This window comes from Streptomyces sp. cg36, from assembly GCF_041080675.1.
GTDB lineage: Bacteria > Actinomycetota > Actinomycetes > Streptomycetales > Streptomycetaceae > Streptomyces.
This window is the reverse complement of the sequence record NZ_CP163520.1, coordinates 1,182,764-1,201,960: the sequence shown is the minus strand read 5'-3', so window position 1 is coordinate 1,201,960 and position 19,197 is coordinate 1,182,764. Positions and strand designations below refer to the sequence as shown.

Sequence of the window (19,197 nt, the reverse complement as noted above, 5' to 3'; positions counted from 1 at the left end):
CTCACCTCATCTGTTGCTTCAGGACCTCCGCAAGGTTTGGGGCCTCCCGGTCACGCGGGGAGACGGAAGTGACCGGCAGCGGCCACGGAATGGCGAGTTCCGGGTCGTCGAAGGCGATCGTCACGTCTTCGGCCGGATCATGCGGCCGGTCGATCCGGTACGAGGTGTCGGCGGTCTCCGTCAGGGCCTGGAAGCCGTGCGCGCAGCCCGCCGGGATGTACAGGGTGGCCTGCGTCTCGCCGGACAGCTCGAAGAAGGCGCGGCCCAGATAGGTCGGCGAGTCCGCCCGCAGGTCCACGACGACATCGAAGATCCTCCCGTACGAGCAGCGCACGAGCTTGGCCTCCCCGGCGCCGGAGCGCAGGTGCAGACCGCGCAGCACGCCCCGGGCCGAGCGGGACACGCTGTCCTGGAGGAAGGCGTGCGGATCCAGGCCGGCCGAGCGCACCACGTCGGCGTCGAAGGTGCGGCAGAAGAAGCCGCGCTCGTCGGCGTAGGGCGTCGGCTCGAACAGGAACGCCCCGTCGATCGTGGGGACTTCGGTCACCTTCATGTGCTCTCCCGCTGCGCGTGTGCGTGGTCGGTCGCCGCGAACAGCACCGAGTCCAGGGCGGCGAACTGGTCGTCCAGCTGCCGTACGGCGGCCTGGTTGCGCTCGACGAGGGTCTCGCGCAGCTCGGCCGACTGCTTCTCCAGCGACCGGAACTGCTCCAGCAGCCGGTCGGCGTCGACCGCGCGCGCCGGATGGCAGTACGCGCCGAGGCCCATCCGGTCCATGAGCGCGTCGCTCTTGGCCGCATAGGTCAGGGCGAGCGTCGGCGTGCCGGTCTTCAGGGCGCAGATCAGGTTGTGGTAGCGGGTCGCCACCACGGTGTCGGCGGCGGCCATCTCCGTCATCAGATCGGCCAGTGAGGCCGGTTCGGCGGCGGTGAGCAGCGGCGAGCCGACCGCTTCCAGGATCGCGGTGACCACCGGCCGGTCGACCCCGTCACCGGTGAGCAGCCGGACCGGCCGGCCCGCCTCGACCAGCGCGCGCACGAAACGGATCGTCCCGTCGAGGTAGCGCCGGTGGATCTCCTCGGCCTGCGCCCGGTCGTCGTTGCCGCCGTGGAAGGCCATCACCCCGACGCAGACCAGGCCCGGGGTTCCGGGAGGGCCGGCCGGGGGAGCGGGCAGGGCGAACGCCACGTCCGGGTAGACCTCGTCGCGCGAGGTGTCCACGCCCATCGCCCGCATGGCGGCGCGGGACGGGGCGTCCCGGTAGGAGCGGTAGGCGGCCAGCCGCCCCGACCAGCGCACCAGGGCGCGGGTCGGCCGGTCGCGGATCTCGGCGGCGCCGACGCTGACCAGCGCGACCCTGGTGCCGAACGCCCGGCCGGAGGCGCAGAGCAGGAACAGCGCGTACGGGAAGCCCCACGGCCGCAGCGGCAGGGTGGCCTCCAGGACGCCCATCCCCGGCACGATCACCACGTCGTGCCGCCGCACCCAGGAGGCGGTGCGGAAGACGTCGACGAGCTTGCCCGCCGCCTTGCCCGCGACCGCGCCCGCGCGCGACGCGGTCCGGTACTCGCCGCGGTACCAGTGCAGCCGTGTCGCGGCGATCCCGAACCGCGCCCGGACCGCCTCGGGGCCGCCGCACAGCGCGTCCACGACCGCCTCCGGGTGCCGGGCGCGCACATATCCGAGGACGGCCTCCAGCGACCCGTCGTTGCCGAGGTTGCCGGAGCCGAGCAGCCCGAACACCCCGACCCTCAAAGGGCGTCGGCGCACGGACGTCATGGCCGCCGCCCCTCGCGCCCGGCGACGACGGCGTCGATGTCGACGTCGATGCGGCCGGGGTCGACGGGGGCGCGGTCCTCGACCCGCTCGCCCGCGCCCGGCCGGGCCCGGCTGGCCATCCACGCCGACAGATGGCGGTAGCAGGCGCGCCGGTCGGCCGAGGAGAGCGGCGCCCGCCGGATCGCCGCGACGAAGCCCGCGACGTACTCGGCCAGCAGCCGGGGCGTCGGGTGGAGCGGGCCCGCCCGGCGCGGGTCCAGGTTGACGCACCGGGCGCGCTTGGAGGGGTTCGCCCGCTCGGCGCGGGTGGGGTGGTCGCGGCGGAAGTACAGCAGCTCCGGCACCTGGTGGAAGCGCCCGTGCAGGGCGATCTCGGCGACGAAGGTGCGGTCCGCGTGGTGGTAGCTGTCGAGCGGCTTCACCCGGCGCAGCACGTCGGCACGGAGCACCCCGTAGAAGTCGTCGCCGCCGGGCTCGAAGAGCAGACCGCGCAAGCGCTCCGGCGCGCGCGGCGAATCCGTGGAGATCTTGTACTCGTAGGGGACCTTCAGCCGCCCGTCGCCGTCGATCACCGCCTGGTCGGAGTGGGCGAGGATCACGTCCGGCCGCTCGTCCAGCGCCTCCACACAGCGCCGCAGCAGGTCCCGGGCGTACAGGTCGTCGTGCGAGGCCCACTTGAAGAGCTCGCCGCGGGACTGGGCGAACACCCGGTTGTGGTTCGGGGTGGCGCCGATGTTGCGGGGCAGGCGCAGATAGCGGATGCGCGAGTCCTTCGCGGCGTAGCGGCGGCAGAGGTCCTCGGTCCCGTCGGTCGAGGCGTTGTCGGAGATGACCAGCTCGAAGTCCTCGTACGTCTGGCCGAGCAGCGCGTCGAGCGACTCGGCCAGGTACTCCTCGCCGTTGTACACGGGCAGGCCGATGCTCAGCCTGGGGTGGGCGGTCATGGGGTCCTCACTTCGGGGATGGTTTGGTGATGGTGCGCGCGCAGGGCGCCGCGCAGGTGCAGCCACCACACGGCCGAGCTGCCGACGGTGGCGGTGGCGACGCCCCAGGCCGAGCCGGCCGTGCCCGCCAGGGCCGCCCCGCCGAGCCCGCCGCTGACGTAGCAGACGGAGGCGATCAGCTGGCAGCGCAGGCTGAGCCGGGCCGCGCCGAGCGCCCGCAGCCCGGCCGCCGCGCCGGTGCCGAGGCCCGCGCCCGCGACGGCGAGGGTGACCGGCAGGACGAGGTGCGAGGAGGCGTGCCAGACGCTGCCCAGCGCCAGTTCGCCGAGCCGGTCGGGCATCACCAGGAGCGCCCCGCCCCACAGCAGTGCCGCGGCGGCCTGCCCGCCGCCCAGCATCAGACAGAACGAGCCGAGGCGGTGCGGGGCCTGCCGCAGCACGCGCGCCGCCTCCGGGACCGTGACCAGCGACAGCCCCATCAGTACGGCGAGGAACGGGCCGAGCAGCAGTTCGGCGCCGCGCACCGCGCCGACCGCGCTGACCCCGACGATCACACCGAGCCCGTACGCCCGCAGCTGGCTCGCGCCGCTGAGGCTGACGTTCTCGACCAGATAGCGGTAGCCCAGGTCGCGCTGTTCGCGCAGCCACCCCCGCGCCTCGGCGGGGCGGGGGCGGATGCCGCTCTGGAGGCAGCCGTAGGCCGCGGCCACCCCGGCGGAGGCGCCCCAGGCGAGCACGAAGGCGGCCACGCTGTCCACCTGGGCCGCCACCACCAGGGCCGGGACGAGGGCGACGCCCCACACGACGTCGTTGACGAACGCCTTCTGCCCGGCGCCGGACGCGAAGAACGCGTACCGCCAGGAGTCCTGGAGCAGCAGCGCGGGCAGCACGACGCCCAGGACGGTGAACGCGGGCCCCACGCTGCCGCCCAGGCAGAGCCCGACCGCCAGGCACACCGCGCCGAGCGCGGTGCCGACGCCGAGCGCGGTCCCCGACGAGCGGGCCACCGCCGCGCGCCAGGACTCCCGCGGCACGGCGCTGAAGCGGACCACCAGCGGGTCGGTGGCCAGCCCCCGGGAGACGTTGAGCACCACGCCGTAGGTCACCCACACCAGGCTGAAGACGCCGAACGCGGCCGGCCCCAGCGAGCGCGCCACATAGATGCCCACCGCGAAGTTGGACATGCTGGAGGCCGCCTGGTCGGCCAGGCCCCAGGACAGCCGGCCGAACATGGCCCGCTTGGCGGTCGACCGGGCGGGCCCCGCCTGGGCCGCCGCGGCCATCGTCTCCTCGCTCTCCGCGGTCATCCGCGTCACGCCTTGATCAGATCGGCGCCGCGCAGCGCGTCGGCCGCGGCGGCGACGGTCTCGAACGGCAGCCCGGACCGTTCGGCGACGTCCAGCAGCGAGCACTCGCCGTCGGAGAGGCTGAGCACCCACAACATGGCCATCTGCGCCTCTTTGGTGTCGCTGCGGCCACCGAGCGCGTCGTACAGCCCGCGCCGCCCCAACTGCGGCTCGCCGTACGGGCTGAGGTTGACGTACCGCCGGTTGCGGTCGAGTACGGAGAACGCCTCGCGGCACACCGCCAGGGTGTCCGCCATCGCCTCCGGGGAGACGAAGTCCGGGTTGTCGGCCGAGGTGTGGTACTCGGGATACCCGGCGTACGGGGTCCGGCTGAGCGAGCCCACGCCGAGGTCGAACCCGGGCGAGCAGTACTGCCGCTCGTCATAGCCGTACGGAGTGAACTCCTTGATCTGGTGCGGGCGTTCGGACTCCGCGAGGACGTGCCGCAGCACCCGGTCGATCTCCGCGTCGCCGCGCCTGCTCTGCTTGTACGTCAACTGCCCCCGGTCACCGGCGCAGGCCAGCACCAGACCGTGCTTGACCCGGTCGATCCGCTCCGCGTTGCGGGCCAGCCAGGTGATCGCCCCGATGGTGCCGGGCGCGAAGACGAACCGGTAGGTGTAGTGGGGGTTCCGCTCCGCGAGCGCCCTGGCCAGGAACACCGCCACCGCGATGCCGGCCAGGTTGTCGTTGGCCAGCGACGGATGGCAGACGTGGCAGGAGACGATCACCTCGTCGGCGGTCCGGCCGGGCACGACGTGCTCGGCGTAGGTGAGGTGGCCGTCGGCGAGCGTGGAGTCGACGCACACCTCGTAGTCGCCCTCGGGCAGCGCGTCCAGGGTCTCCTGGGCCAGGCAGAAACCCCATTCCGGCTGGTAGTAGCTGGTGCGGTACGGCACCCAGGCCGGGTGCTCCGGCAGGGTGTGCAGATGCGGGCGCAGTTCGGCCAGCGGCATGGTCGCCGACACCGGCACGCTGTAGCCGAGCACGTGCAGGCTGGACGCGGCGAAGTCGACGACCCGGCGGCCCGAGGCGTCGGCGACGTACGCGTCCTTGATGTTCCACTCCTGCGGAACCGTCCAGTCGAGCACCTGCGTCCCCGTCGCCACCTCGTGGACCTGGAGCGGAACGTACTCCCCGACGATGTCCAGGGTGGCGCGCACACCGTCGCCGGTGATGCTCCGGCACAGCGGGTACAGCCGTTCCACCAGGGCGTGCATCTGTGCGCCGACCGTGGTCATCGGCGCCACCGCAGGGTGTCGTCGACGGTGCCCGCCCCGGAGGCCGCGCGCAGCACGGCCAGACGGGTGAAGCGCTGCTCGAAGCCCTCCTTGGTCAGCCCGAACTCGCGGTAGGCGTCGGCGAGTTCGCGCGCGCCCCGCTCGACCGTCCACTCGCAGTCGAAGCCGGGGACCGCCGCGCGGAAGCGGGAGAAGTCCACGCGGTAGGAGCGCGGGTCGGCGCCGTTCTCCCCGGTGATCCGCACCTTCGCCCCGGACACCGCGTCGGCCACCCGCTCGGCTATCTCGGCCACCGTGACGTTGTTGGTCTCGCTGCCGATGTTGAACGCCCGGTCGTGCACCGCCTCGCGCGGCGCCTCCAGCGCGGCCGTGAAGGCCCGCGCGATGTCGGCCGCGTGCACCAGCGGGCGCCAGGGGGTGCCGTCGGAGAGCACCAGGACCTCGCCGGAGAGCAGCGCGTGGCCCACCAGGTTGTTCAGGACGATGTCCGCGCGCAGCCGGGGGGAGTAGCCGAAGGCGGTGGCGTTGCGCATGTACACCGGGCTGAAGTCGCCGTCGGCCAGATCGTGCAGATCGCCCTCCACCCGCACCTTGGACTCCGCGTACGGCGTCACCGGCCGCAGCGGGGCGTCCTCGGCCACCAGCTCGCCGCCGCCCGCGGCCCCGTACACCGAGCACGTCGAGGCGTACAGGAAGCGCCGCACACCGGCCTCGCGGGCCAGCCGCGCCAGCCGTACGGACGCGTGGTGGTTGATGTCGTAGGTGAGCTCGGGCGCCAGCGAGCCCAGCGGGTCGTTGGAGAGCGCGGCCAGATGGATCACGGCGTCCACCCCGGCCACGTGCTCGGCCGTGACGTCCCGCAGGTCCACCCGGTGTCCGGCCGGGTCGGCGGGCGGCGGGCCCAGGACGCAGTCGGCGAAGAGGCCGGAGTCGAGCCCGACGACCTCGTGCCCGGCCGCGGCCAGGACCGGGGCCATCACGGTGCCCAGGTAGCCCTGGTGTCCGGTCAGCAGTACGCGCAAGGTTCATTCCCCCAGGTCGAGAGTGAGTTTGGTGACGGCGAACGCCTCGGCGTAACGCGCGTGGCATTCGATACCGCGGATGCGTGCGAGGCCCAGGAAAGCCTCCCGGTCGTACCAGGGCCGGTGCCGCTGCGAGGGGTAGTGCTCCTGCAGCAGCCGCACCTTCTCCTCGGCGGTCTCGGTCGACAGCGGCTGGTAGGCCACCGGGCGGCCGAGGTCCCCGTCCCACTTGACGATCTCGTAGCCGAGCACGAGGTGGTCGCGGAACGCGGTGGGCACCAGCCGCGCCAGGCCCCGGTGGTCCTGGTGCGCGTCGTCGGTGCGCGGCGCCAGGATCAGGTCCGGCTCGCACCGCGAGCGCAGCTCCTCCACCGCGGCCTTGGCCTCCTCCCACCGCGCGGGCAGCCGTCCGTCCGGCAACTTCAGCACGGTCAGGCCGAGTTCGGCACCCGGGCAGAAGGCGGCCAGCGCGGCCCGCTCCTCCTCCTCGCGCTCGCTGCCGCCGCCGGAGAGCACCAGCGCCTCGACGCGCACGCCCGGATGCGCGCGGCACAGGGTGAGCAGGGTGCCGCCCGCGCCGATGGCGATGTCGTCGCAGTGGGCGCCGACCGCGACGATCCGGTCCAGGCGTCCGGTGCCGAGCCGGATCACGCGGTCCTCGCTCTGGTGCCCGCGTCCGCGCCGCCGCGCTCCCACACGGCCCACGGGCGGTCGCCCCGGGCGTAGGAGGCGTCGAGCGCGGCCCGCTCCTTGACGGTGTCGGTCGGCTTCCAGAAACCGCGGTGCTGGTGCGCCACCAGCCGTCCCTGCTTGGCCAGTCCGGTGCATCCGTCGGCCACCAGGTCGCCGTTCTCGGGGATGTGGTCGAAGACCTCCTGGCGCAGCACGAAGTAGCCGCCGTTCTCCCACAGCGGCAGCTCGCCGACCGCGGTGATGCCCCCCACCAGGCCGTCGTCGCCCAGCTCCACGCAGTGGAACGAGGACTGCGGCGGGACCACCATCATCGACGCGCCGGCGTCGCGCCGCTCGAACCGGTCGATCATCTCCGGCAGCGGGGCGTCGGTGAGCACGTCGGCGTAGTTGGCGAGGAACATCTCGTCGCCGTCCAGATGGTGCCGCACCCGGCGCAGCCGCTCGCCGATGGGCGACTCGGTGCCGGTCTGCGCGAAGGTGATCTTCCAGTCGGCGATGTCGGTGGACAGCAGGTCGACGCGCCCGTTGGACAGGACGAAGTCGTTGGACGTCGTCTCCTGGTAGTTGAGGAAGAAGTCCTTGATGTGATGGGCCCCGTATCCCAGGCACAGGATGAACTCCTTGTGCCCGAAGTACGCGTAGTAGCGCATGACGTGCCAGATCAGCGGCCGGGGTCCGACCATCGCCATCGGTTTGGGCATGTCGTCGGAGTCACCGTTGCGCATGCGCAGCCCGTAACCGCCGCAGAAAAGAACGACCTTCATGACTTCGCCTCGACAATGCTCAGTTCCGGTATGGGGAAGACCAGTCGGCCGCCCCACTCGTGCACATAGGACAGCTGCTCGACCAGTTCGGCCCGCAGGTTCCACGGCAGGATCAGGACGTAGTCCGGCTTGTCCGCGGCGATCCGCTCGGGCGCGAGGACGGGAATCCGGGTGCCCGGGGTGAACCTGCCGTGCTTGTAGGGGTTGCGGTCGACCGTGTACGCGAGCAGGTCGGGCCGGATGCCGCAGTGGTTGAGCAGGGTGTTGCCCTTGCCGGGGGCGCCGTAGCCGACCACCGTCTCACCGCGCTCGGCCGCCTCGATCAGGAACTTGAGGAGGTCGCGGCGCACCTTGGCCACCCGCGCGGAGAACTCGGTGTACCCGGACAGCTCCTGGAGCCCGGCCGCCTTCTCCCGGTCCAGCACCTCGGCCACCTGCCGGCTCGGCGCGCCCGCCACCTCGGCCGGCCGGGCCCACAGCCGGATCGAGCCGCCGTGCGTGGGCAGCAGCTCGACGTCCACGAGGGTGAGCCCGCCGCTCGCCAGCGCCCGCGCGGCGGCGGCGACCGTGTAGTACTGGAAGTGCTCGTGGTAGATCGTGTCGTACTGGTTCTCCTCGATCAGGGTCAGCAGGTGCTGCACCTCGATGGAGACCCAGCCGTCGTCGGCGACCAGGGCGCGCAGCCCCTGGGTGAACCCGACCACGTCGGGGATGTGCGCGTACACGTTGTTGGCGACCACCAGGTCCGCCGGGCCGTGCTCGGCGCGGACGGCCGCGCCGGTGCCGGGCCCCAGGAACTCGGTGAGCGTGGGCACGCCCGCCTCGCGCGCGGCGGCTCCGACGTTCACCGACGGCTCGATGCCCAGGCAGCGGATCCCCCGGTCCACGACGTGCCGCAGCAGATATCCGTCGTTGCTGGCGACCTCGACCACGAAGGCGTCGGGGCCGAGCCCCACCCGCTCCACCGCGCCGGCGACGAAGGCGCGCGCGTGCTCCACCCACGACGTCGAGTACGAGGAGAAGTACGCGTACTCGCTGAACGTGTCCTCCGGCGTGATCAGCGGCGGGATCTGCGCCAGCCAGCAGTCGGTGCAGACCCGCAGGTGCAGCGGATACGCGGGCTCCGCGAGATCCAGTTGTTCCGCGGCGAGGAAGCTCTCGCACGGTGGCGTCGCCCCGAGGTCGACGACGCTCGCCATCGCCTCCGAGCCGCACAGTCGGCAATGTGTCATTTACTGCCCCCATCCCCCCTGCCCGCGCGGACGTCCCCGTCGCGAGCATGTGCTGACCGACCCGCGATCGCGGTCCGGTACTCCTCCACCAGGCGCTCCAGGCCGACGGCCGGGCTGAAGCCCCGCTCGTACCGGCTCCGGGCCGCCCGGCCCATCTCCTGGTTGACGGCCGGTCCGGCCGTGATCCGGCGCAGGCACGACGCCAGCGAGGCGGCCTCGCCCGGCCGGTGCAGCAGCCCGGTCACCCCGTCCTCGACGAGTTCGGTGAAGGCGCCGTGCCCGGCGGCGACGACCGGGACGCCCGCCGCCATCGCCTCCACCACCACCAGGCCGAACGCCTCCAGCCACGTCGAGGGGGCCACCACGGCGACCGAGCGGGCGACGGCCCGCCGGCACTGGTCCGTGTCGTACAGGCCGACGAACCGCACGTCGTCGCGGCCCGCCGCCCACGCGGTGACCTCCGCCTCCAGCGGTCCCGTTCCGGCGATCACGAGCGGCACGCCCACCCCGCCGTCGGCGGCGAGCGCGTCCCAGGCGGCCATCAGCAGCCGTACGCCCTTGGCCTCCGCGAGCCGCCCCAGATACAGCACGTGCTCGCCGTCGCCCTCCCGGTGCACGCCCGGCTCGGGCACGAAGTTGTGCTTCACGGCCAGCCGCTCCGCCGGCATGCCCGCCCGCACCAGCACGTCGCGCTGCGCCGCGGAGATGCAGAAGAACCGCTCCACGCCGGACCACCAGCGGCGCCGGTTGACCGACAGGCTGACCGCGAGCGGCACCGTCGCGAGCCGGGAGCCGCGGTAGCAGCCGTGCCGCACGGCGGGCAGCGGCGTCGCGCCCACGCACTCGGTGCAGGGCGCGCCGTCCCGCTGGAGCGTGCCGGGCGGGCACACCTGGGTGTAGTTGTGCAGGGTGGCGACGGCGGGCACCCCGGCGTCGGCGCACGCGGCGAGCACCGCGGGCGACAGCAGCGGGAAGACGTTGTGGACGTGGACCACGTCCGGCCGCTCGGCGCGCAGCCGGGCGGCCAGCTCCTTGCGGACCGCCGGGTTCCAGGGCACGAGCAGCGGCAGCGCGGCCTTGGACGGCAGCGAGCGCGCTGCGATGTCGTCGCTGCGCCGCTCGAAGAGGCCGACCCGGTGGCCCGCCGCGCGCAGCAGCTCCACTTCCTGGTCGACGACCTTGTTCTCCCCGCTCGGCTGCGCCGAGGAGTAGCGGTTGTGCACCACGAGGACGTGCATGGTGGGGGTCACCTCCGATCCCGGGTCCAGCGCGGGACGTGTCGTCGGGGAACTGCGGATGCCGACGGGGCCGTGGCCGCGCCGGGTGCCGCCAGCAGGGAGGCGGCGACGGTCAGATGCAGCAGGTACGGCGAGGCGTCACCCAGCCCGGCCTCGGTGTACGAGGCGATCGCGCAGTAGCTGATCAGGAAGATCGCGCAGGCCCTCGACAGCGACGGCGGGCGCAGCAGCGCGACGCCGCCCAGGACCAGGAAGACCGCCGCCACCAGGCCGATCCCGGCCAGGCCCTGCTCGTTGTAGACGGCCAGCCAGCTGTTGTCGATGGGCAGCCCGCCGAACGACTTGTCGCCCAGGCCCACCCCGAACACCTGCTCCACGGGCGTCCGGGGCGCGGCCAGCAGGGCGTCCCAGACCTTGGCCCGGCCGGTGAGGCTGGAGAAGTTCTCCTTGTCCTGGCCGCGCAGGAACCATGCCTGGAGCAGGGAGCTGAGCGCCACCGCGGCCACCAGGGCGCACAGCACCGCCCAGGAGAAGAAGCGGCGGGCGGCGGCGCTGGTCAGCACGAGCGAGCCGATCGCCAGCAGCAGACCGATGATCAGGCCGAGCGTGGCCGTGCGGGTGTGGGTGAGCACGAGCAGGACGAGCGAGGGCACGATGACCAGCGCGGCGCTCTTCCGGTCGGTCTCGCGGCCCAGCAGGAGCAGCACGCTCAGCCCGATGATCACCGCCGCGTACTGGCCGATCTGCGGCGGTGTGAGCGGCCACAGCGCGCCGACCAGACGTCCGCCGTAGAGGTCGGGCAGGGCCGCGCCCGGGGAGACGAGCAGCCCGGCGGCCACCGAGCCGAGGACGGCGAAGTACATGCGGATGTGGTGCCGCACGAACGTCGAGCCGCCGTCCCACCAGCGGCTGAGCAGCCACAGCGTGGCGACGAACAGCATCAGCCGGCCGCACCGGAACAGCGCGCCGAACCCGGACTCCAGATGCGCGCTGGAGATCAGGCTCGGCACCAGCAGCAGCGTGAGCAGCAGCAGGAACGAGCTGGAGCGGATGCGCAGCCGCAGGTTGACGGCGAGCGCCAGCGCGAACGCGGCGACCAGCGAACCCATGGTGACCAGCTGGATCAGGGAGCGCGGCAGCGGCACGATGGTCTTCGCCCCGGTGGAGCCGAGCGTGTTGAGGATCAGCAGCCCCCAGACGATCCCGACCGCCCTCGGCGCCCCGGCCGGGCGCGGGGCGGCCTCCGTCCGCCCGTCGCCGGTGTCCGGTCCGCCGCGCATCGCGTGCCGGTCCATCTCAACCACCCGCCGCCGGGGTGAAGGTGCTCCCCAGGTCCTGCTGGTAGGGAGTGCTCTGCCACTGCACGAAGTCGAGGACCCGGCTCGGGTCGTGGACGGTGAACTTCCACGGCCCGATGTAGGTGTTGTCGTGCCAGCGGTTCTGCTGCTTGAGGGTGATGGAGTCCGCCACCCGCTCGCCCTGGTACGGCGACCAGTCCGGGTAGGTGCCGTAGTTGGCCAGCACCGCCATGCGGTCGCACTTGGCCGTGCAGTCGACGACGGAGGTGTCCAGCAGGAAGCGGTTGTCGTGGATGTCCACCCGCTGGGTCTTCCACCGGCAGTCCGTGTAGAGCGGCGCGCTCGTGATCGCCGGACGCGCGCACCGGTCGGCGTGCGGCACCAGCAGGGTGCAGTCGCCGGAGGAGGTGTTGGCCGGGCTGTTGCAGAACCGGTCGGCGTTCTCCCACAGGGTGATGCCGGACCAGTTGTTCTCCAGCACGTTCCGATAGATCTCGATCTTGTTGGTGCGGGCCTTGATCCGTGGCTCGCCGCCGGACTCGGAGAGGTAGATGGTCGGATACGGGAACGAGTCGCCCCGGTCGGCGTACTTGCGGCCCTCCACCCAGTTGTTGCGCCGGATCGTGTTGTCGCGGATGACCGCGTTGTAGCTGGTCTCATAGATGAGCGCGGCCCCGTCGTTGGCTTCGAGCACGTTGTTCTCGATGCGGAAGTCGTTGTTGTTGGTGTCCGCCCACAGCCCGGGCCCGCGGTTGTCGTGCACCCAGTTGCCGCGTACGTCCGCGCCGTTGACGGCCCAGAACTTGGCGCCCCCGGTGCAGCCGCAGCCCGGCTTGCGCCGCTCCCAGTCGTCGGTGTTGTTGCCGACGATCTCGTTGCCCTCGATCACCAGGCCGGTGAGGGGCGCGCCGTCCTTGTACGCGTTGAGGCCGTACTGGCCGTTGCCGCGCAGGCAGTTGGCGCGCACCTGCTGACGGGCCCCGGCCATCAGCGCGGCGCCGGAGTTGTGCTGGATCGCCGAGTGCTCGACGACCCACCCGTCGGCCGAATCGTGGTTGACCACGCCCTCGTTCTGCGGCGCGGTGAAGCCCTGGACGGTCAGATAGCGCAGGGTGACGTCCTGGGCGGTGCCGCCGAACGCGTACTGGTTGGTCCCCCGGCCGTCGAGCACCGCGCCGGGCGCACCGATATAGGTGTCCCCGTCCTTGGGCACGACCTGGGCGTAGCGGTCCGGCGCCAGCCGGTGCGTGCCCGGCCCCAGCCAGAACGTGGTGTGCGCCGGGCTGCTCTTGGTCTTCGTGGCGAGGTCGCCCGCCGTCGCCGGGTCGACCTCCACCGCGCCCGCCGGTGCCCGCGCGGGCCCGGCCGGCGGCTTGGCGCAGACCCGGGCCACGGACGTGGACGTGGACAGCCGGTCGGTCGGCTGCGCCGCGGGGTCGCCCGGCGTGCTGGTGCAGCCGGTCGCCGCCGGCAGGGCGAGCGTCAGCAGCGCCGCGGGCAGCGCCCAGTGCCGCCACATGATCCCCACGTGTCCTCCCTCCGCCCTAGCCGTGGAATCCGAGTACGGTCGTGAACTCCCGCGCCCCGTCGGCGAATCCGGTGCCGACCAGCGTGGTGGCGGGCTCCTTGCGCCCGAACCCCGGGGAGTACCAGCCCAGCGGCGGCTCGCTCTCGCCGCGGTGCGCCCGCCAGCGCAGCTGGCCGGGCAGTTCGAGCACCGCCGAGCGGTCCTCGCCGTCCCGGGTCCAGGTGAGCTCCGCCCGGTTCTCCACCAGCTCCACGGCGATCGCCGGGCCCAGGTGGAACGCCAGGCGCACCTCGCGGCGGCCGTCGCCGCGCACCTCGTCCACCACCCGCAACTGCCGTGTCACGGCGGTCAGTTCCACCCGTCGCCGATGGGTGGCGGACCGGTAGCCGTCGTGCTCGGCCGACCAGCGGGCCACCCCCGACCCGCCGGACGTGTCGGCGGCCAGGACGCGGCTGCGGGCGTGCCGGGTCCACAGGAACGGGCCGCCGGAGAGCGACTGGTCCTCGCCGTCCAGCTCCAGCGTGTTGTGGCCCAGCGTCGAGCGGAAGTAGCGCCGCCACTCGGGCTGCCCGTGGTAGCAGTACGTGCCCGGGTCGGCGAGCACGTCGACGCCGTCGTGCCGCACCTCAAGCGACAGCGCGTCCGCGTGGGCGTGCGCGGCGATCGACAGGAAGCCGTGCGGGCCGCCGTCGCACCGGCACCAGATCTCTCCCGGGCCGCGCAGAACGGTGAGCCCCGCGTCCGCGAAGTGCCCGGGGCGGCTCGCCGGGCGGGTCACCGCCGGTACCGATCCCGCCTTGCCGTACGGGCGGACCAGCGCGGCCAGCAGCGGGGTGCGCACATCGGTGCCGGGCACCCGTGGCCACCAGGCGAGCCGGCCGAACACCGCGCCGCCGGTGGCGAGCAGTGAGCCCCACCGGTCGGTGCCCGCGCCGTCCACGACCAGCCCGTACCCGTCGTCCGCGTCGCCCTGGCGCGGTGGCCGCAACCGGTTGTCCACCACGGCCGCGAGCGCGTCCGTCATCCGCAGCAGCACCAGCCGTACGGTCGACGGGACCGGGACACCGGCCGCGTCCGCCTCGGCCAGCGCGGCCAGCCCGAGTTCGAGGACCAGCCCGTGGTACTCGGTGGCCAGTTCGCGGTTGAGCCCGGAGGGGAAGGTGTTGGCGCGCAGGTGCCGCTCCAGCGAGCGCAGCGCGTCGGCGCGCCAGCGCGCGGAGGAGGGGAACCACCCGAACGCGCAGGCCGCGGCGAACTGCCCGGCGGCCTCGGCGACGACGTGGTTGTTGGCCGAGGACCCCCGGCTGGGGAAGGCGGCCAGCCAGCGCTGGTGGTGCCAGATCTGGTTCCGGGCCACCGGGTTCTCCTCGAACAGGTCGGCCGCGCCCGGCCAGCCGTCCAGCAGGCGGCGGATCCACACCCAGGACACCAGCCGGATGCCCAGCTCGATGCCGCTGATCCAGTGCACCCCGCGCAGCGGGGGGTTGGCCGTCCACCACAGCCGCAGATGCCCGGCGACCCGCTCGGCGTACCGCTCGTCGCCGGTGACCGCGTAGGCGGCGGCGAGCACCGTGAGGTACTGGTGCCGGGACGGCTCCCAGATCTGCTTGATGTCGCCGACCGCGTCCTCGTCGCGGTAAGGCACGTCGAAGGCGTACCCCCAGGGGGCCCGGCGGCCCGTCCTCGGGTCGCACCACCAGTCCGGATCCACCAGGTCGTGGCGGTCCACCCCGAAGAACTCGGCGTGCCCCTCCATCAGCCGGTCCGCCTCGGCCACCAGGCGCTTCGCGGCGTCCGGCGGCACCGCGGCGATCGCCCCGGCGGGCAGGACCGCGGTGAACCGGGCGCCGGTCACGGCCGGGCACTCGGGCCGCTCCGACCGCCAGCGGCGCCGGCGCAGCGCGTCGCCCGCCCGGCCGCCGACCTCCCGCGGCCCCATCCGGGACAGCCGCCGCAGGTACCAGGCCGCGCTCATGGTCATCGGGCCGCCGCCAGCGTCACCGGTGCGCCCTCGGCCAGGCTCCGGTGCACGGCGAGGGTGGCCGCGGTGGTGGCGACCAGCGACTCCAGCGGCACCGGCATCGGCCCACCCGTCCGCACGGCCCGCACGAACGCGGCCAGTTCGGCGTTCTGCCCCTTGTCCCGGGCCTTGGGCAGATGCGAACTCACCCACTTCTTGCGGCTGTGCACCGAGGCGCGCACGAAGTCGTCGAGCCGCAGCACCTTCCCGTCGGCCACGAGGTCCAGCGTCTCCTTGGGGAAGCCGGGCGCGCCGGTGGTCACATAGCTGAGGGTGGCGGTGGAGCCGTCGGGGTAGCCCAGCACGATCTGGAGGTCCTCGTTGCCGGGCGCGGCCACCGCGTACACCGACACCGGGTCGGCGCCGAGCAGCCAGCTCGCCGTGTCGATGAAGTGGCCGCCCTCGCCCGCGAACCGCGAGCCCTCGGTGCCCTGCTGGAGGTACCAGCTGCCGTGCGCGAGACGGCCCGCGTTGATCAGGTAGCGCAGGCTCGCCGGACCGGTCCGGTCGCCGAACTGCGTCCTGGCCTCCTGCAGCAGCGGGGCGAACCGGCGGTTGAAGCCCACCTGGAGCCGGTCGTTGCCGGACTCCTCGACCGCCGCGAGCACGGCGGCCAGCTCGTCCTCGTCGAGCGCCAGCGGCTTCTCCACGAACACGGTCTTGCCCGCCAGCAGCGCCTTGCGGGCCAGCTCGGCGTGCGAGCTGTGCCGGGTGACCACGAACACCGCGTCGATGGACTTGTCGCCCAGCACGCCGTCGAGGTCGGTGGTCGCCCCGGTGAAGCCGAACTTGCGCTGCGCGTTGGCCGCCGAGAGCGCCGTCGTGGTGACGACCGTCGACAGCTCGACGCCCTCGCGCCGGGCCAGGTGCGGCAGCAGCATCGAGGTGGCGTAGTTGCCCGCGCCGACGAAGGCGAGCCGCACCGGCCCCCGCACGGACCGCGCCGGAGCGGACGTCGCCTTCACGGCGGGCACGGCCACCACCGGCGCCTGCGTCTGGACCGCCTCCCGCGGCTGTCCCGGATAGCGGAACAGCACGGCCACGGCCTTGAGTTCGCCGTCCTTCAGACTCCGGTACGTCTCCACCGCGTCGTCGAAGTCGGCGACGTGGGAGACCAGCGGCTCCACGTCGATGCGGCCCCGCGCGGCGAGATCGAGGAAGCACGCCAGGTTGCGGCGCTCGGTCCAGCGCACATAGCCGATCGGGTAGTCCCGCCCCTCCAGCTCGTACTCCGGGTCGTAGCGGCCGGGCCCGTAGGAGCGGGAGAACCGGACGTCGAGCTCCTTCTCGTAGTACGCGTTCCACGGCAGGTCCAGGCGGCACTTGCCGATGTCGACGACCCGGCCCCGGTCCCGGCAGAGCCGGGCGGCCAGCTCCACCGGCTGGTTGCTGCCGCCCCCGGCGGCCAGATACACCTGGTCCACGCCGTGGCCGCCGGTCAGCTCGGCGACGGCGCTCTCCACGGCGGCGGACTCGGGGTCGCCGCAGGCCGCGGCGCCCAGCCGGGTGGCCAGCTCGCAGCGGACCGGGTCGGGGTCGACCCCGACGACCCGGGCGCCCGCGGCGGTGAGGAGCTGCACCACCAGCTGCCCGATCAGCCCCAGCCCGATGACCAGGGCCACGTCGCCCAGCTGGGGCTCGCCGCGGCGCACGCCCTGCAGCGCGATCGACCCGACGGTGCCGAAGGCCGCGTGGCGCGGCGCCAGCCCGTCCGGTACCGGGGTGTAGAGGTTCTTCGGCACCCAGTTCAGCTCGGCGTGCAGCGCGTGCTCGTTGCCCGCGCAGGCCACCAGGTCGCCGGGCTTCACGTCGTCGACACCGCCGCCGACCTGCTCGACCACCCCGCACAGCGAGTAGCCCAGCGGGGTGTAGGAGTCCAGCTTGCCCATCACCTTGCGGTAGGTGGCGGGCACCCCGTTGGTGGCCACGCTCTGCATGACCTTGGCCACCTGGTCGGGGCGGGAGCGGGCCTTGCCGAGCATCGACATGCCCGCCTCGGACACCTTCATCATCTCGGTGCCGGTGGATATCAGCGAGAAGGCGCTGCGGACCAGCACCCCGCCCGGCTTGCATCCGGGCACCGGCACGTCGAGCACCGCCAGCTCGCCGCTCTTGTAGTTCTGTACGACCTGTTTCACCGAAGTCCTCTTGTTTCTACGCCGTCACGGGGGAGTGCTGGCCGGACCCGGAGGTCGCGCCGCGATACCAGTACTCCAGGGTCAGCACGTGCCACAGATGTTTGGAGAAGTCCCGCTGCCCGGCAGCGTCCTCGGCCACCAGCCGCGCCAGCGCGTCACGGCGCAGGAACCCGGAGCGGACGAGTTCGCCGTCGTTGATGACCTCGCGCACCAGCGGCGCGAGGTCCCGGCTCATCCAGGCGCGCAGCGGGGCGCTGAACAAGCCCTTGGGCCGGTACACGATCTCGCGGGGCAGGACCGAGGTGGCGGCCTCCTTCAGGACAGCCTTGCCCTGCCGGCCCACGATCTTGCGGTCGCCGGGCACGGCGAACGCCGCCCGGACCACGTCGACGTCCACGTACGGCACCCGCACCTCGGTGGAGGCGGCCATGCTGGAGCGGTCGGTGTACGCCAGGTTCAGCCCCGGCAGGAACATCCGGGCGTCGCCCAGGCACATGCGGTTGACGAAGTCGTCGAGGTCGTTGTCCCCGTAGACGTCCGCGTGCTCGGTCAGGACGTCGTCGACCGTCCCGGCCAGGTCCGGATCGATCAGGGCGAGCAGCTCGTCCTGGTCGTACATGGTGTAGCTGCGCCGGAACGCGGTCTCCTCCGGCAGCTCGGCGAAGGAGAGGAACCGCTTGGCGAACCGCACCGACCGGAACCCCCGGCGGGCGGTGGCGACCGGCAGCCGGTCCACGGCCGCGAACACCCCGCGCCGCAGCGGCCGGGGCACGCGCTGGTAGCGCAGCGCCAGCAGATTGGCCAGGTGCTTGCGGTACCCCGCGAACAGCTCGTCGGCGCCCATCCCCGAGAGCAGCACCTTGACCCCGGCCTCCCGGGCGGCCGAGCAGATCAGATACGTGTTGATCGCGGCCGGGTCGCCGATCGGCTCGTCCAGGTGGTACGTCATCCGGGGCAGCAGGTCGAGCACGTTCGGCGCGATCTCGATCTCGTGCAGGTCGACGCCGAACCGCTCGGCCACCTGCCGGGCGTAGCGCAGATCGTCCGGCATCGCCTCGAACTTGGCGTCCTCGGCGCGGAACCCGATCGTGTAGGCGGAGATCCCGGGCTGGTGGCGGGCCGCCAGCGCGGTCAGATAGCTGGAGTCGAGACCGCCGGAGAGGAACGTGGCCACGGGGACGTCGGAGAGCAGGTGCCGCCGGGTCGACTCCTCGACGACGGCGGCCAGGTCCGGCCGCTCGCCGCTGCGGGCCCGTTCCCGGCCCTCGGCGGCGACGTCCTTCAGGTTCCAGTACTTCCCGCGCTCCACCCGGCCGTCGGGCCGCATCCGCAGCCAGCTCCCCGGCGGCAGCTTCTCCGCCTCGCGAAAGGCGCAGCGCGAGTCCGGCACCCAGTAGTACAGGAGAGAGGCCACCAGCGCCGCCGGGTCCACCTGGAGCGATCCGCCGGTGACGGCGGCCAGCGCCTTCAGCTCGGAGGCGAACACCAGCCCCTCGCCGCGCCGCAGCAGGAACAGCGGCTTGATGCCGAGCTGGTCGCGGGCCAGCACCAGTTCACCGGTCCGCTCGTCGAAGACCGCGAACGCGAACATGCCGCGCAGCCGGGGCAGACAGTCCGTGCCCCAGCGCCGCCAGGCTTCCAGCAGCACCTCGGTGTCGGAGGTGCCGCGGAAGCGCACCCCGGCGGCGGCCAGCTCGGCCCGCAGCTGGGGCGCGTTGTAGAGCTCGCCGTTGTACGTGAGGACGAGACCGCCCGAGACCATCGGCTGGGCGCCCGTCTCGGACAGGTCGATGATGGCCAGCCGACGGTGGCCCAGCTGTACTTCGCCGTCCCCCGCGGGATGGCCGTAGCGGCCCGCGCCGTCCGGCCCGCGATGGGCGAGGGTGTCGGTGAGCCGGTCGGTGACGGCCTTCCCGTCCGGCCACCGGTACGTGCCTGCGATGCCACACATGAT

The 19,197-nt window shown here is 73.0% G+C and carries 15 protein-coding genes; all 15 read right to left on the bottom strand.

Annotated features, from left to right (window positions below; all coding sequences use genetic code 11):
* Position 1: 1 nt before the first annotated feature.
* Genes AB5J87_RS05345 through asnB form a run of 15 tightly spaced genes read right to left on the bottom strand, consistent with a single transcriptional unit; the run spans position 2 to position 19,194 of the window.
* Positions 2-553, bottom strand: a complete 552-nt coding sequence (locus AB5J87_RS05345) for a dTDP-4-dehydrorhamnose 3,5-epimerase family protein (protein WP_369374475.1) — start codon at positions 551-553, stop codon at positions 2-4.
* Positions 550-1,779, bottom strand: coding sequence for a polysaccharide pyruvyl transferase family protein (locus AB5J87_RS05340; RefSeq protein WP_369374473.1), 1,230 nt, complete (start codon positions 1,777-1,779; stop codon positions 550-552). Before AB5J87_RS05340 ends, AB5J87_RS05345 begins: the two co-directional genes overlap by 4 nt.
* Positions 1,776-2,723 (bottom strand): glycosyltransferase family 2 protein, encoded by a 948-nt coding sequence (locus tag AB5J87_RS05335; protein WP_369374471.1) that lies wholly within the window; start codon positions 2,721-2,723, stop codon positions 1,776-1,778. The genes AB5J87_RS05340 and AB5J87_RS05335 overlap by 4 nt, the downstream gene beginning before the upstream one ends.
* On the bottom strand, positions 2,720-4,030 hold the full coding sequence (locus AB5J87_RS05330; protein ID WP_369383359.1) for a hypothetical protein: 1,311 nt from the start codon (positions 4,028-4,030) through the stop codon (positions 2,720-2,722). Before AB5J87_RS05330 ends, AB5J87_RS05335 begins: the two co-directional genes overlap by 4 nt.
* Before the next feature lie 5 nt (positions 4,031-4,035).
* Complete coding sequence (locus AB5J87_RS05325; RefSeq protein WP_369374469.1) at positions 4,036-5,310, bottom strand: DUF4910 domain-containing protein; 1,275 nt, start codon at positions 5,308-5,310, stop codon at positions 4,036-4,038.
* A complete protein-coding gene (locus AB5J87_RS05320; protein ID WP_369374467.1) occupies positions 5,307-6,332 on the bottom strand; it encodes an NAD-dependent epimerase/dehydratase family protein in 1,026 nt (341 codons plus the stop codon). The genes AB5J87_RS05325 and AB5J87_RS05320 overlap by 4 nt, the downstream gene beginning before the upstream one ends.
* A 3-nt stretch (positions 6,333-6,335) precedes the next feature.
* On the bottom strand, positions 6,336-6,983 hold the full coding sequence (locus AB5J87_RS05315; RefSeq protein WP_369374465.1) for a PIG-L deacetylase family protein: 648 nt from the start codon (positions 6,981-6,983) through the stop codon (positions 6,336-6,338).
* Positions 6,980-7,789 (bottom strand): glucose-1-phosphate cytidylyltransferase, encoded by an 810-nt coding sequence (locus AB5J87_RS05310; protein WP_369374463.1) that lies wholly within the window; start codon positions 7,787-7,789, stop codon positions 6,980-6,982. The genes AB5J87_RS05315 and AB5J87_RS05310 overlap by 4 nt, the downstream gene beginning before the upstream one ends.
* Positions 7,786-9,021 (bottom strand): methyltransferase domain-containing protein, encoded by a 1,236-nt coding sequence (locus AB5J87_RS05305; RefSeq protein ID WP_369374461.1) that lies wholly within the window; start codon positions 9,019-9,021, stop codon positions 7,786-7,788. The genes AB5J87_RS05310 and AB5J87_RS05305 overlap by 4 nt, the downstream gene beginning before the upstream one ends.
* The gene (locus AB5J87_RS05300) at positions 9,018-10,259 is read right to left on the bottom strand and encodes a glycosyltransferase (protein ID WP_369383358.1); all 1,242 of its coding nucleotides are present in this window, start codon (positions 10,257-10,259) and stop codon (positions 9,018-9,020) included. Before AB5J87_RS05300 ends, AB5J87_RS05305 begins: the two co-directional genes overlap by 4 nt.
* An 8-nt stretch (positions 10,260-10,267) precedes the next feature.
* On the bottom strand, positions 10,268-11,554 hold the full coding sequence (locus AB5J87_RS05295; RefSeq protein WP_369374459.1) for an O-antigen ligase domain-containing protein: 1,287 nt from the start codon (positions 11,552-11,554) through the stop codon (positions 10,268-10,270).
* Position 11,555: 1 nt separating this feature from the next.
* Positions 11,556-13,085, bottom strand: a complete 1,530-nt coding sequence (locus tag AB5J87_RS05290; protein ID WP_369374457.1) for a right-handed parallel beta-helix repeat-containing protein — start codon at positions 13,083-13,085, stop codon at positions 11,556-11,558.
* 16 nt (positions 13,086-13,101) lie between these two features.
* A complete protein-coding gene (locus AB5J87_RS05285) occupies positions 13,102-15,066 on the bottom strand; it encodes an alginate lyase family protein (protein WP_369374455.1) in 1,965 nt (654 codons plus the stop codon).
* Positions 15,063-17,243, bottom strand: coding sequence for a bi-domain-containing oxidoreductase (locus tag AB5J87_RS05280; RefSeq protein WP_369374453.1), 2,181 nt, complete (start codon positions 17,241-17,243; stop codon positions 15,063-15,065). The genes AB5J87_RS05285 and AB5J87_RS05280 overlap by 4 nt, the downstream gene beginning before the upstream one ends.
* A gap of 16 nt (positions 17,244-17,259) precedes the next feature.
* Complete coding sequence (asnB, locus tag AB5J87_RS05275) at positions 17,260-19,194, bottom strand: asparagine synthase (glutamine-hydrolyzing) (RefSeq protein WP_369374451.1); 1,935 nt, start codon at positions 19,192-19,194, stop codon at positions 17,260-17,262.
* Positions 19,195-19,197: the final 3 nt, after the last annotated feature.

What these genes read in the sequence shown, in the direction of transcription:
- AB5J87_RS05345 (WP_369374475.1), bottom strand. Translation starts at nt 553, where the DNA reads ATGAAGGTGACCGAAGTCCCCACGATCGACGGGGCGTTCCTGTTCGAG.
- AB5J87_RS05340 (WP_369374473.1), bottom strand. Translation starts at nt 1,779, where the DNA reads ATGACGTCCGTGCGCCGACGCCCTTTGAGGGTCGGGGTGTTCGGGCTG.
- AB5J87_RS05335 (WP_369374471.1), bottom strand. Translation starts at nt 2,723, where the DNA reads ATGACCGCCCACCCCAGGCTGAGCATCGGCCTGCCCGTGTACAACGGC.
- AB5J87_RS05330 (WP_369383359.1), bottom strand. Translation starts at nt 4,030, where the DNA reads ATGACCGCGGAGAGCGAGGAGACGATGGCCGCGGCGGCCCAGGCGGGG.
- AB5J87_RS05325 (WP_369374469.1), bottom strand. Translation starts at nt 5,310, where the DNA reads ATGACCACGGTCGGCGCACAGATGCACGCCCTGGTGGAACGGCTGTAC.
- AB5J87_RS05310 (WP_369374463.1), bottom strand. Translation starts at nt 7,789, where the DNA reads ATGAAGGTCGTTCTTTTCTGCGGCGGTTACGGGCTGCGCATGCGCAAC.
- AB5J87_RS05305 (WP_369374461.1), bottom strand. Translation starts at nt 9,021, where the DNA reads ATGACACATTGCCGACTGTGCGGCTCGGAGGCGATGGCGAGCGTCGTC.
- AB5J87_RS05300 (WP_369383358.1), bottom strand. Translation starts at nt 10,259, where the DNA reads ATGCACGTCCTCGTGGTGCACAACCGCTACTCCTCGGCGCAGCCGAGC.
- AB5J87_RS05295 (WP_369374459.1), bottom strand. Translation starts at nt 11,554, where the DNA reads ATGGACCGGCACGCGATGCGCGGCGGACCGGACACCGGCGACGGGCGG.
- AB5J87_RS05285 (WP_369374455.1), bottom strand. Translation starts at nt 15,066, where the DNA reads ATGACCATGAGCGCGGCCTGGTACCTGCGGCGGCTGTCCCGGATGGGG.
- asnB (WP_369374451.1), bottom strand. Translation starts at nt 19,194, where the DNA reads ATGTGTGGCATCGCAGGCACGTACCGGTGGCCGGACGGGAAGGCCGTC.